Here is a 12,910-nt window from a genome sequence, read left to right as displayed (position 1 = left end):
GCATCGACATTTTACTATTTTCAGTTCATCACTGCGGCTTCTTTACATGCCACATTAATATGATTAAATGTTTCAACATTAAATAACCCTTTGTCTGTTAGCTTCAACTTAGGAATAACAGGGAGCGATAAGAAGGATAACGTTAGGAATGCATTAAAGCTGTCATCCTGTCGAATTGTTTGTAGCGCTTTATTCAACTTCATAATCTCTTCGTATACTTCTTTGCTTGTCTTCGTTGACATTAAACCACCAATTGGCAAGCTACTTACCGCTAGAAGCTCCCCGTTATTCACGACTACAATTCCACCTTGTATGTTCTTCATTGCTTGAATAGCTACTAACATATCATTATCATTTGTACCTGCGACAACAATATTATGCGAATCGTGTGCAACAGTTGCGGCAATTGCACCACTTCTCATATTAAGACCTTTAACAATCCCTAGACCAATATTACCTGTGAGCTTATGACGCTCCACAACTGCCATCTTGAGTTGATCTTTCTCTAAAGATGGTATGAAATAGCCGTTTTCTACCTCTACTTGTTCCACAAGATGCTCTGTTACTAAATTGTTTGGGATAATTCCGATAACGTGCGCTTCATTCGTATCATTCATTCGAATTTGTAACTGCTCTTTGCTTATGTCGTGTACATGAACCGTATTCATAATAGATTCATTCATATGTGTATTCTCTATGTTTATGGCTATGTTACCACTCTCAGCTACACACATACCGCTCTTATATACTTTTGAGATAGAGACGCTTTCTAGATCATCTAAAATTAATAAATCCGCGTCGAACCCTGGCGCTATAGCTCCTTTACCCTTTAGTCCGTAGCATTCCGCAGCATTAATCGTTGCCATCTGAATTGCTGTAATTGGATGTAAGCCATACTTAATCGTTTCACGCACATGATAATTAATACTTCCGTCTTCATATAAGTCATCTAAATGCTTATCGTCTGTACCGAACATACAATAACGTGCATTACGTTCGTTCACACCTTGCAATAAGGCATCTAAATTCTTTGCGACAGAACCTTCACGTACAATTACATGCATACCACGGCGTACGCGTTCTACTAACTCTTCTGCCGTTACACACTCATGGTCTGTTCGAATCCCTGCTGTGCGGTATACATTTAACTCTTCCACTGTTAGTCCTGCTGCATGACCATCAATCATCCCACCGTGCTCATGCGCTAACAATAACTTGTTCATCATTTCTTCTTTTGTATGTAATACTGCGGGAAAATCCATTACTTCTGCTAATCCTAACACACGTGGATGCGCAAAAAGAGGGGCCAAATCTTCTGCAAGTATTGTCGCACCTGCATTTTCAAACTCCGTTGCTGGTACGCACGAAGGAAGCATAATAAATACATCTAACGGAATCCCTTCTGACGCATCAATCATGAACTGAATGCCCTCTACTCCGCATACATTCGCAATCTCATGTGGGTCTGTAATCACTGTTGTTACACCGTGAGGAAGAACAACTTTCGCAAATTCACTTGGAACAATCATCGAGGACTCGATGTGAACGTGCGCATCAATAAACCCTGGACAGACGTATTTTCCTTGTACGTCATATTCTTCTTTTCCCTCGTATTCACCTATTCCAACGATTTTTCCGTTAGCGATAGCAATATCACCTTCTGTTATTTCATGTGAAAAGACATTCACGATGTTTGCATTTTTTATAACAAGATCTGCTTTCTCTTTTTTATTCGCAATTTGAATGTTTTGTACAAATAATTTTCTCATTGGTTATCTCTCCTATTATCTACAAAATAAAGGACGAGAATGTCAGTATTACACACTCTCGTAGCAAAGCCATTTACGGTAGCTTCGTAGAAACTCATGGACCATATCTCCAAAATTATACGAGTATTATAATTCTATATATTTCTAAAGATTGTACATTTTTATCACTATTCTGGCAAGTGTTATCTCTTTTCTTTTTCAAACGTGCATATATATAGACTACATACATAAGGAGGATTACTATGTCTACTCAAACATCTATCCGTTTTTTTCACGCTGCACCTACCATCCCTTTCGTTAATATATATGTAAACGGTGCTCTGCTAAACGAATGCTTATCGCATACAAAAGTAAGTGAATATATTCCTTTGACAGAAGGACAATACCGAATTGATGCGTATCAAACTGATGATACAGACAAACTACTTTATTCTGCGGTTATTCCGATCATCGATGGACATTCTTATACCATCGCCATCACAAAGAATCGTTCCGAGCTACAATTTGTTCCGACAATTGATGATATGGAAGTTCCTCGCGGGGAAACAAAATTCCGCGTAATGAACCTCTCCCACCATTTAGGAACGATTGATGTAGCTGTTACAGGAGGTGATGTCTTATTTCACTCAATCTCGATGAACGAAATAAGTACGTACATGGCAATCGTCCCAATGAAAGTAAATCTGGAAGTTCGACCAACCGGGACACGTAACGTCCTCTTATCAATTGTAAGAGCGGCATTTACAGCGGATCAATCATACACAATTTATTTACTTGATTCAGCAGAAGGGCATTCATTGGCCGAGGTATTACTTATCCCACATATATAAAAAATGAGTTACCACATCGATTAATATAGCGATGTGGTAACTCGTTTTTTCAGTATGCTGTGTTAGTTATCAGCTCATTCTCTTTTCTCACAATAAGAAATCGAGTATAAAAGTATACGATTTTATACTCGATTTCTTATTGTCGTTTCTCTTCACTTTCGTAACGTAATGGTAAAACTTGTGCAATCATCACTTGATGTACACGTAATATGTCCGTTATGTTTTTGAACAATTTGTTTACATACGAACAATCCGATTCCAGTACCGTATGTTTTTGTTGTGACAAATGGTTCAAAAATCGTTTCAATCTTATCTCGTGGTATTACCGGTCCATTGTTTTTAATCGTAATACCGACTTCTTTGTCTGTTTCATTCATGTCTATGTAAATACGTTTATTATACTTATTAACCTCTAACGCATCAATTGAATTTAATAAAATATTCAATATAACTTGACGAAGTTCACTTCTTGTTCCATTCACCGTGATTTGCTTCGGAAAGTCATAAGAAATAATTACATTTGTATTAAGTAATGTCGGATAAAGGAATTCGATAATAGTATGTATAAGTTCATTTAAATCAAACTCTTCCTTCTCAATGGATAAATCTTTCTTCGACACTAATAAAAACTGCGAAATACGGAAATTCAATTGTTGCAATTCATGTGAAATAATATCTAAGTACGGTGTATCTGGATGATCCGCCTTCAAAAGCTTAATAAAACCCATCACAGATGTTAACGGATTACGAAATTCATGAACAAAACTCGCAGACATTTGTCCCAAAATCGTTAATCGCTCTTTATGCGTTTCGTCAATAAATTTATTCTTTTCCTCTAAGTTTTTACTCATCATTTCTGAGTACTGACCAACTACGAAATAGATAAATTGATCGAAGCACATATTTATTTTATTGATGACAGGCTGTAGGTCTACGATCGTCATATTAAAGTCATATAGCCGCTTAAAAAGTGCTGTTCGACCAATGTTTGCATTATACACAAAATTACCTATATTCGAATCAGCATTTGCCCGTTCTTTCGCAATTTTGTACGCCATCTCTTCGATAGAACTTAAGCTTACCTCTTCTCTAATATAAGCTAATAAGAAAGCAAACACTGCTTCACCATTTCGCATAAATTCATCTCTGAATGGATCGTCTTCTGAAAAGATACTATTCCGCTTCCATTCCTCTAACAGATACATATTATGCTCAATGAGGTAATCACATATTTTATGTTCTATCAATGTAACGATACATATCCCTCCCATCATACAGTATTATATTCTGAATATTAACATACTTCTTGTGTTTAGTTAAGTATTTTATCCAAAATTTCCATATTTTTAGTGAAAAAATGAAGATTTCCCATGAAGTTGCACATATTATATGTTATTTGTATGTCTTTTTGTATAATATAGAAGGATAATAAGTTATTTTGATATAAAGAAAGTAGGTTTACCAATGAAAAAAAATACTGTTGACGACTATTTAAATAATGGCATATATGGAACTCCTGAAATTAAAGGCGCGGAACGAAAAGTCTTTCTAGGTACGATTCGTGAGCGTATCGAAATCGCCTTAACAAATGGGCAAGTAATGAAAAGTACGACGTACAAAGAAATAGAAAGTGCGATGAAACAAGCGAAGAACACAAAATTATTATTAAATGGAAATATCGCTTACTCTTACTTATCTAAATACATCAAACTGGCAAACCAACATAACATCCCCTTCTCTCTTGTCCAAGATAGCGACAGTAAAAATCCAATGGGATTAGTATTAACACATGATGTTGCAATAAATAAAGAAAACATTTTCGTAGAAGACGATACATTTAAGCAAGCAAAACAATCATAATAAAAGAAGAAGGTTGTAAGCATTGGCTCACAACCTTCTTCTTATCATCCGTGAAATAATTGCTTCAATACATCCGTCATTACTTCCAACCCTTCTTCTAGCTCTTCATCCGTAATAACAAGTGGCATTAAGAAACGAACGACGTTACTATGGATGCCTGCGCTTAAAACAATTACTCCTGCTTCGTAACAGGCTTTCGTATACGTTGAAACAAACTCTTTTAATGGTTGATTTGTTAACGGATCGCGAAATTCAATCGCACACATCGCACCTAATCCTCGTACATCCGCGATAATATTAACGTTCTTTTGTACATGACGGAAGTGCATAACAATCTTCTTGCCTATTTCTCTCGCTCTCATCGGCAAGTCGTCCTTGATTACTTTCTGAATTGTTGCTAATGCTGCAGCGCACCCGATTGGACTTCCTCCGTACGTGCCACCTGCTTCGCCTGGTGTGACCGCATCCATTATTTCTTTTCGCGCAACAACCGCACTAATCGGAAAACCAGCTGCTAGTGACTTTGATAACGTCATGATATCTGGCTCAATCTCGAAATGCTCACTCGCAAATAAATAACCCGTTCGACCGAAGCCTGTTTGTATTTCGTCTGCGATAAACAATATATCGTTCTTCTTGCAAAATTCATATACTCCTTGCACAAACTCTTTCGGTGGAATAATAAACCCGCCCTCTCCTTGAACTGGCTCCATGACGACCGCTGCCACTTCTTCAGGAGATACTTCCGTTAAGAAAAATTGGTGAAATTGATGCAAACAATACTCTACGTATTCCTCATCCGTTAAACTCTCTGGCTTCTCAATCATATATGGATATTGCGCTTTGTATACCGCCGGTGCAAATGGTCCCATCTTATATTTATATGGTTTCACTTTACTAGTCAAACTCATTGCTAGCAATGTCCGGCCATGAAAGCCACGTGAGAAAGAAACAATTCCATGCTTTCCTGTATATTTCCTCGCTATTTTAACAGCGTTCTCAACTGCCTCTGCACCACTATTTAATAACATTGCCTTCTTCTCCATCTTTCCCGGTGTCAACTCTACAAGTACCTTCGCAAGTTGAACGTACGGTTCATACATCGCAACGTGAAAACATGGATGGATATACGCTTGTGCTTGTTCCGTAATAGCTGTAACAACACTCTCTGGGGTATGTCCAACATTTAGTGAACCGATCGCACCCGCAAAATCTAAGAACATATTCCCGTCCACATCTTCTACTAACGCCCCATGCGCTCGCTTCACAAAGATTGGTGTATTGTTCCCAACGCCTTTTGACACGTATTTATTCCGCTCTTCAAGTAAGTGTAATGATTTCTCCCCTGGAATGTTTCCCACTCGTATATACTTTTTACTCTTTTGCATCTTTGTCCACTCCCTTCATTAATATATATATGAAGAACGATAACTATCCATGTATTTTTAGCACATTTTTACATTATTTTTGCACCCGATAGGAAATTTAGCTTTCTTTGACGAGATAGTTCTTCTTTTGTCACATAGGGAGGGAATGCAAAATAAATAGCGAAACAAGTAAATACAAACACCGATTGAGGAGGAAAAAAGATGGTATATAAAACGAATGATGTGGCGGAAAAGTTATGCGTAAAGAGTAAAATAGTTCATAAATATGCGAAAGAAAATAGCATTCAAAAGAATGAATTAGGTCATTATATCTTTTCGGATGAAGATATAATAGCAATTAAGAATTACATTTCTACAACACGAAAGAAAACTTCCACTCCTTCCATTCCACCAGAATTAATTCAATCGTTGCAACACCAATTACACTCCTTAACGAAACGAACGGATGAGAACGAGCGAAAACTATCCCATAAAGCTGACGAAGGTGTGAACTATCAACTATTACACCATCGTAAAGAAATCGAAGAATTACGCTCTCTTGTTGCAGAAATGGGGGCACGACTAGAAAGTCTAGAATCGCAACTCACAGAACAACAGGAATCAGTGAGGCTACAAGAAATGAAGAAACCAAAACGAAGAGGTATTTTCATGAATATACTTGGGTTATAAAAAAGGCAGCTCTAATTATGAGCTGTCTTCGTTCTTGGTAATTAGATACCTTTCTATCACCTATTTAACATTCATTCTATTGCTATTCCATCAACATATACTATACTTTAGAAAGTAGGATTCATATGTATTAAAAAAATATAAAGGAGGCAACAAAATGATTAACAAAGTTGGTCAAATCATGGTGTATGTAAATAACCAAGAAGAAGTAGCAAATTTTTGGGTAGAGAAAGTTGGATTTACTATCATTGCGGATGAAACGAATGAGCACGGAATGAGATGGATTGAAATTGCCCCGAAAAAAGAAGCAGAGACGAGCATTATACTTCACGATAAAGAACTCATTGCGAAGTTAAGCCCTGGTGTCAACCTTGGTACACCTTCTTTAATGTTCTTCACGGAAAACCTCGATGCATTACATAACAATTTAGTAAATAAACAAGTAACAGTTGGAGAAGTTATGAACATGCCAGGCGGTCGAGTATTTAACTTTGCCGACAACGAAAAAAACTACTTCGCTGTGATGGAAAAAAGTAAATAATGATATCTAATAAAAAAAGATAGCTCCGGTATGGGGCTATCTTTTTTTATACATGTACTTGCTTTTTACGTGTTTTTTTTAATGTTTCTACTAAGTGGCCGTACTCTTTAAATGTTTTCATATGTTCAATAGCGTGATTTACATCTAATAAAATTGGAACCGCTTTAATTTTTCCATTTAAATAAAAACTATCATCAATTGCTTCTACTTGGAATCCCATTGTGCGCGCAAATAAATATAGACGGAAATTCGCAACTGCAACGTACCAATCGACTTTGTGCTTCATCGCATGACCTAATAAGACAGCCATTGCATAGCGAAAATATCCTTGACCACGGTGCGATCTTTCGATACTTAGTTTACCGATTTCATGTATATTTTTATGACGAATACTCTCCATTTCTTTCGAAGAAGAAAATGAATAAAAATGCTCCGTGTTTGACCCTTGCTCTGGGTTATATGGTGCACATTCTAATGTCCCCATTTTCGTACCCTCTTGATCTAATAATAAATAACGTGATGCATGTTTACAGTTATCAATGAACGGAATGTTATTCTCATCACAATACTCTCCCCAAAGCTGCTGAAAATACTTTTCTTCCTCTTGTGAACGTGCTATTTTGTACATTTTCTCCCCACCTTTCACATAAATTCCCCATTTATCTCTTAATCTTATTAGTTATCTTAACACAAAATGATAGCGCATACATTTTATTTCGCTCTTTTTTCGTTAAATCCTTCAAAAAAACTCGGAAATAACGATATATACCTAATAATTAGGTGGAAATCCAATTATTAGGTATATACAGTATATCTCCCTTTCTATGTCCATGGCAAAAGAAGTGACTCAACTAAAGGCTTAACCATTTTTTTATCATTGTCACTAACTCCTTCTTTCCTACACTCCCTGCCTTTTTCCACGTCGGATAATACTGCAAAAATACACCACACCCCGTTTCAAGTTGAACTGGGTGCATCGAGCTTCCAGGATATAGACAAATAACTTCTTGAATGGGTTGGCGTATATACTGTACCTCTCCATTTTCTTCTCGTATATGCTTAATCGTCCAATATTTATACAACTGTTCCATCGCCTTGGTATTAGCAATTGGCTGGTAGATGTTAAACATCGGGCTGTACTTAATCTCGCATACGAGTGACGAGACATATTTACCATCTCTATATGCATCAATACGAATATCAGGCTTCCGTGTTTCCTCTCCTGTAAAGAAAGTAGCGCCTTTTTTGAGCGCTAATTGCTCGTTAATTTCAATTAATTCATTAAAAATGAGGTGTACAACATACGTTCCATTTGAAAGAATAACGGTGCTTCCGTCTTTCAAATCATATCCAACAATATTATCTTTCCACTGTTCTTTTAGCGGCTTTCCGTGCGCACGAAATCCCATGTCACAAAATAAGAAAATCAGTGAGACGTAACAATAATATTCATACAATAAATACGTCGGTTTGTACGCTGTATGCAGCATTACAAATGGCTGCTGTTGCCGTTCTACCTTATCCATCAACTCAAAAAACGGAAACAATACCGTATACGGATACGAAAGAATAGATGGATAAAGAAGGGTCTTCTCTTCCTCTACATGCTTCCAGAATGACTTCAACAATATCGTCTTCAGGCGCTTTTGGATGAGTTGGAGCGGCTCTAGGATACTATCAATATGTCCACTCTTCTCATTCATTCTCGTCACTTCTTCGCGCTTTAAATGTTGCAATTGCTTGTATTTCGTCTTCTCTCTCCCAGTAATAGCTAACGCTTTATCTAATTCACGCAAAAAAACATTTGTATGTCGCTGTTCTTCCTTTAATTGTTCTACACGATCACGTAATTGCTGCTTCTCTGCTAGTAATGTTAACATAATATGGTGTAGGTAAACGAGCAATCTCTTTGTCTTGTATTTTACAATCCCCTGCAATCTAGCTTTCTTCTCATCTACTTTCCAGCGCTTGTTCACATGCTTCCATCCTTTTGCTTTCATGAAAGAGATAGACTCCTCTTTTTGCAAGGCTTTTCGATCTTTCTTCCGCGGGTAGTTCGCTATTTCATAATAACTAACTGTTGACACTTTCTCTTTCTTTTCCAAATATTGATACGCCTGCAAAATCATTTGCTCATTTTCAATAAGCCATTTCAAAAGAGAATAATCATCGTATTCCCGCTTCTTCACTTGATTCTCATCATAATGTTCATTATCATAGGCAATTGATACGAACATACTATTAAGCAACTGAAGGATGGCATCAAATTGACTATTATCTAAATTCTTCGGAATAATACGGAAAGCACCATAATACACCTCATCTTGATACACAACAGAAAAATGATACATCCCGCACCGAAATGGATAGTATTCTTCTGTCACAAGATGTTCATATACCGTTACTCGTGGTATAGCCTTCGTTAAGACATAATTATTTATACTATCGTCTTCCTTCGTATCGTTGTATACTTTGTTCCACACTACTTCAACCTTATGTTCTTCCTCTACATGTAATCGCAAATGAATTGGCTTTAATTCTACAAAGGAATACGTACATGGCTGTAAATTCCGTCTATCTACACTTAATCGTTGAACAGGGATTTTCTCTTCCTTCCCTTTTGCTCCGATTAAGATTTCTATTAAAAACGGCAGTTTTTCTTTCGTTCCTATCACAGTCGTTTTACCGGACATAACCGTATAAGTCCCATTCGTGTGCTTTTTGTTTAATGTAGTGGATACTATGCTCGAAAGAAGATACCTCTTTCCCTTTATCCGACGATAACATCCGTACAATGGCTCCATTCGGCTGTGATACTTGACCTACTAATTCCCCAATCGAAGAAGAAGCTCCTCTTATTTTCGTTAAAATACGTTGCTTCACTTGCAAGTCAAATGCTTCTTCACGCGAGATTCCGTACATCCCTTTCGCTTCTGTCGGCACATTCGCAAGGAACGCCGCAATTCCACTTGCAATACGATACGAGATTCCTAAATACGGATCGTGCTTCTGCAACAACACATGGAAATCATCTAAAAATTGCACTTCCGTCTCTTTCAATCCTAGTAATCCAGCATGTGGTCGCTTCCACTCCTCATAGAAAAGAGAAGTCGTAACTGCTTCCCCGTCATACGTTGCTTCCTTATCGTTTGCATATTCATACGAATAAAACGGCAACTTCGATAAAAAGACGACATTCATTCGGTCTAGTAACCTATCTGAAATGTCCTTTGTCGTTTCATCAATATTAATTGTTCCAATAACGAGAATGTTATTTCCAATATGAACCTTCGGCTTATAGAAGCGATCCACATAATAGTTATGTTCGTGAAACAATGAAAGATAGCGATTTTCTTCCGACATTTCTAGGAGCGAAATAAACGGGCTAAACCAATACTCAATTTGCGACAAATTCATTTCATCGAAAATAATCATATATAACGTATCAGGATTTCTCTCTGCTTCTAACAACAACCTCGTTAATCCCGTTTCACTTTCATGATATACGCCTGTAGTCGGATGCAAATAACCGAGTAAATCATTAGGTTCTTGATAAGAAGGTGTAATGGGAATCATCACTAATTCTTTTCCATATGTAAGCCCTAGCGCTTCTCCGTACATTGACACGAACCTTGATTTTCCAATTCCCGACATTCCAGCGAGTATGGTTATTCCACCTGTCTTCAAACACGTATGAAAATTAATAATATCCCGCTCTTCATAATGGAACCCTTTTTGTTTCATTAGTTGTTTGACATAGTGAAGAAACTTCAACTCGGAAGAAGAATAAAAGATTCGTTCCTCTTCCTCTATTACCCCGTCTTCCATTTTCCGAAGAACTGAACCCCTTTGTTCGATTTCTTCTCGCAATAAATCCAACATTGTTGTCGAAAGAATACACAGATGCGTATCCACTTCGATTTCCACTACATCATCCCACCGCTCTTTCATATCTAATACTACAATGTCGTCATTTTGTGCTACATACGAATAACTATTAATCGTTGACTTCAGAGATATATTACAATATAACACCCCGTCATAGTAAAGAATGGTTGGCGAAGGGAATTCACTCGGATACTTCATTAACACGATAGGAGAACGACCTTCTAGTAATCTCCGTTCTAATTCTTCGTGCTGGCTACCAGCTTTTAGTAACGGTTGTGGAATAAGTGCATATGAATCTTCTATTTCTGTTTCTTTCGCCAAAAGAAGCTCAACCCATAAACATTCGTCCATGTATAATAGTGTGAAAACGAGTAGCTTATTTTGTAGAGTTTGCTGTATTTTTTGCACTTTCTCTCTTTCCCTTACTTTCCACGCTTTCTCCCATTCGCGTAACTTCTCCACGTTCTGCTTACTCCGCGTATTACCCATGAAAATCATTTGATCATCATATAAATATTCTTTTAACTTATCTGGGATTAGTGATAAACATTTTATATAGAAATAACCGTCACCGTCCTGCTCCATTACCGATGCATTTATGCGAGGAGGCGATACCTCATCATCCGAAATCAACCGACCAACAAACACCATATCTTTCAAATTTTGCGCCATTTTCTGTGGCAACGTCCGCTTCACACGCACTTTCATCCCCCCTTTTACTTCATTGTATTCATAAAATAACGCTTTAAGCAGATTCGTTTCATTCCATACAAAAAAGAATACCTATTTGACATAAAAAAACTACCCCTTCAACTGTTAGTTCACGTCTAACAATTGAAGAGGTAGTCCTAAAACAAATACCATTTCTTACTTGTATATTATTTTGTATTAAGTAACTCTATAAACGTTTCTTCTTCCTCATTCATAAAGCCAACAAAGATAATCTCCTCAATATCTTCATGGTCAAATACAAATGTATAGTCCGGACTAATATATCCTTCTGGATAAAAACAACCAATATAATCATACATAACTGGTTCTTCCAGCAAAAGTATTTGTTTTCTTCCATAAATCACAATTTTCTTCGTCCCATCTTTTAACAAGACAATAGAACCATTTGGTAACAACTTTTCTTTTGAAAATTCCATATTCCCCTTATCCTTTCTCATGCTATATCTATTAAATGAGTGCAATCCTCAATCTGTAGAGGTTTCTAATCTTGCTCCCTCATCTTTTATATACCTTCTTAAGTAATAATACCTATGAAGTTCCATAATAAAATGGAACGACATAAACGAAAGCATAGAGTAAATACTCATCATTACAATTCCCATTACCTGCTGTGATGCTGAGCCAATAAGAATGCCACCAATTATCTGCCCTGCTCCCGCAATAGATGCAACTCCTATAGATCCAATTCCACGTGATGATACTGACTTCTTTTTTTGTTTGCAAAGCTTCTGCACATGCTTTTGATAATAGTAATACAAAGCAAAGAAATACAAACTAAAAGAAAAAATAAAATAAAGTGGCGTTTGTAGTTTTAGCGTGGTGTATGCAAATTTTTGAGCTACAATTAATAACCCCGCTGAGCATACGATGCCAAATGCTCCCCGAAACAAAGTGTACTGTACTTGTCGTTTTCGAGGATTGATAATAATCCAGATTCCCCATAAATTTAGAAAAGCAATAGGGGGGACTAATATATACACATATATTGATTGAAAAGGAGGGGCCAATGCCGGTAAAAGAATAAATATATCTAGCATTCCAATAATAAGTGCTATTATATTCCCCCTCATACCATATAGGCTATGGACAACCATATAATTCCCAAAAGCTTTCTTATTAAAATCACTTATTTTTTTCATATTAATCAAACCACCCTATTTCGATTGTCCACGGTTTGATGCACCTGTTTTCACCATATCTTTAAAATCATAACCTTCTCCAAGATTAACATAA

12 protein-coding genes and 1 riboswitch are annotated in these 12,910 nt (G+C 36.8%); of the genes, 4 read left to right on the top strand and 8 right to left on the bottom strand.

Annotated elements, in window-relative coordinates; genetic code table 11:
- Positions 1-20: 20 nt before the first annotated feature.
- On the bottom strand, positions 21-1,769 hold the full coding sequence (gene ade / locus IEV41_RS03735; RefSeq protein ID WP_188387094.1) for an adenine deaminase: 1,749 nt from the start codon (positions 1,767-1,769) through the stop codon (positions 21-23).
- A gap of 41 nt (positions 1,770-1,810) precedes the next feature.
- Positions 1,811-1,912: riboswitch (purine riboswitch) on the bottom strand.
- Between the two features lie 99 nt (positions 1,913-2,011).
- Here ade and IEV41_RS03730 point away from each other — a divergent pair.
- Positions 2,012-2,599, top strand: a complete 588-nt coding sequence (locus IEV41_RS03730) for a DUF4397 domain-containing protein (RefSeq protein ID WP_188387093.1) — start codon at positions 2,012-2,014, stop codon at positions 2,597-2,599.
- A gap of 152 nt (positions 2,600-2,751) precedes the next feature.
- On the opposite strand, the gene IEV41_RS03725 is transcribed toward IEV41_RS03730, so the two are convergent.
- Positions 2,752-3,873: a histidine kinase N-terminal domain-containing protein gene (locus IEV41_RS03725; RefSeq protein WP_229722135.1), complete on the bottom strand. Its 1,122-nt coding sequence runs from the start codon at positions 3,871-3,873 to the stop codon at positions 2,752-2,754.
- Positions 3,874-4,063: 190 nt separating this feature from the next.
- Here IEV41_RS03725 and IEV41_RS03720 point away from each other — a divergent pair, with 190 nt between their 5' ends.
- A complete protein-coding gene (locus tag IEV41_RS03720; protein WP_188387092.1) occupies positions 4,064-4,459 on the top strand; it encodes a YueI family protein in 396 nt (131 codons plus the stop codon).
- A 44-nt stretch (positions 4,460-4,503) separates the two neighbouring features.
- Here IEV41_RS03720 and gabT read toward each other — a convergent pair whose 3' ends face one another.
- Positions 4,504-5,847: a 4-aminobutyrate--2-oxoglutarate transaminase gene (gabT, locus tag IEV41_RS03715; RefSeq protein WP_188387091.1), complete on the bottom strand. Its 1,344-nt coding sequence runs from the start codon at positions 5,845-5,847 to the stop codon at positions 4,504-4,506.
- Positions 5,848-6,048: 201 nt separating this feature from the next.
- Between gabT and IEV41_RS03710 the strand changes: the two genes are divergently transcribed.
- Together IEV41_RS03710 and IEV41_RS03705 are read left to right on the top strand one after the other, a co-directional pair.
- The gene (locus IEV41_RS03710) at positions 6,049-6,516 is read left to right on the top strand and encodes a hypothetical protein (RefSeq protein WP_188387090.1); all 468 of its coding nucleotides are present in this window, start codon (positions 6,049-6,051) and stop codon (positions 6,514-6,516) included.
- Between the two features lie 157 nt (positions 6,517-6,673).
- Complete coding sequence (locus tag IEV41_RS03705) at positions 6,674-7,057, top strand: VOC family protein (RefSeq protein WP_188387089.1); 384 nt, start codon at positions 6,674-6,676, stop codon at positions 7,055-7,057.
- Positions 7,058-7,103: 46 nt separating this feature from the next.
- On the opposite strand, the gene IEV41_RS03700 is transcribed toward IEV41_RS03705, so the two are convergent.
- From IEV41_RS03700 to IEV41_RS03680, 5 genes are all read right to left on the bottom strand, one after another.
- Positions 7,104-7,685 carry a GNAT family N-acetyltransferase gene (locus IEV41_RS03700; RefSeq protein WP_188387088.1) on the bottom strand — a complete coding sequence of 194 codons (582 nt, stop codon included), beginning with the start codon at positions 7,683-7,685 and terminating at the stop codon, positions 7,104-7,106.
- A 223-nt stretch (positions 7,686-7,908) separates the two neighbouring features.
- Complete coding sequence (locus IEV41_RS03695) at positions 7,909-9,750, bottom strand: hypothetical protein (protein WP_188387087.1); 1,842 nt, start codon at positions 9,748-9,750, stop codon at positions 7,909-7,911.
- Positions 9,740-11,647 (bottom strand): McrB family protein, encoded by a 1,908-nt coding sequence (locus IEV41_RS03690; RefSeq protein ID WP_188387086.1) that lies wholly within the window; start codon positions 11,645-11,647, stop codon positions 9,740-9,742. Before IEV41_RS03690 ends, IEV41_RS03695 begins: the two co-directional genes overlap by 11 nt.
- A 176-nt stretch (positions 11,648-11,823) precedes the next feature.
- Positions 11,824-12,093 carry a DUF4176 domain-containing protein gene (locus IEV41_RS03685; RefSeq protein WP_188387085.1) on the bottom strand — a complete coding sequence of 90 codons (270 nt, stop codon included), beginning with the start codon at positions 12,091-12,093 and terminating at the stop codon, positions 11,824-11,826.
- Positions 12,094-12,141: 48 nt separating this feature from the next.
- Complete coding sequence (locus IEV41_RS03680) at positions 12,142-12,816, bottom strand: hypothetical protein (RefSeq protein ID WP_188387084.1); 675 nt, start codon at positions 12,814-12,816, stop codon at positions 12,142-12,144.
- Positions 12,817-12,910 lie beyond the last annotated feature (94 nt).

Origin of the sequence: Priestia taiwanensis (genome assembly GCF_014638355.1) — a bacterium.
Taxonomy (GTDB): domain Bacteria; phylum Bacillota; class Bacilli; order Bacillales; family Bacillaceae_G; genus Priestia_D; species Priestia_D taiwanensis.
Note: the sequence above shows the minus strand (reverse complement) of the source record. Positions and strands in the feature narration are given on the sequence as shown.

Bases quoted from the DNA above. Each gene is read 5' to 3' on its own strand.
- IEV41_RS03725 (WP_229722135.1), bottom strand. From the start codon at position 3,873: ATGATGGGAGGGATATGTATCGTTACATTGATAGAACATAAAATATGT.
- IEV41_RS03710 (WP_188387090.1), top strand. From the start codon at position 6,049: ATGGTATATAAAACGAATGATGTGGCGGAAAAGTTATGCGTAAAGAGT.
- IEV41_RS03720 (WP_188387092.1), top strand. From the start codon at position 4,064: ATGAAAAAAAATACTGTTGACGACTATTTAAATAATGGCATATATGGA.
- IEV41_RS03730 (WP_188387093.1), top strand. From the start codon at position 2,012: ATGTCTACTCAAACATCTATCCGTTTTTTTCACGCTGCACCTACCATC.
- IEV41_RS03705 (WP_188387089.1), top strand. From the start codon at position 6,674: ATGATTAACAAAGTTGGTCAAATCATGGTGTATGTAAATAACCAAGAA.
- IEV41_RS03685 (WP_188387085.1), bottom strand. From the start codon at position 12,093: ATGGAATTTTCAAAAGAAAAGTTGTTACCAAATGGTTCTATTGTCTTG.
- ade (WP_188387094.1), bottom strand. From the start codon at position 1,769: ATGAGAAAATTATTTGTACAAAACATTCAAATTGCGAATAAAAAAGAG.
- IEV41_RS03680 (WP_188387084.1), bottom strand. From the start codon at position 12,816: ATGAAAAAAATAAGTGATTTTAATAAGAAAGCTTTTGGGAATTATATG.
- IEV41_RS03700 (WP_188387088.1), bottom strand. From the start codon at position 7,685: ATGTACAAAATAGCACGTTCACAAGAGGAAGAAAAGTATTTTCAGCAG.
- IEV41_RS03695 (WP_188387087.1), bottom strand. From the start codon at position 9,750: ATGTCCGGTAAAACGACTGTGATAGGAACGAAAGAAAAACTGCCGTTT.
- gabT (WP_188387091.1), bottom strand. From the start codon at position 5,847: ATGCAAAAGAGTAAAAAGTATATACGAGTGGGAAACATTCCAGGGGAG.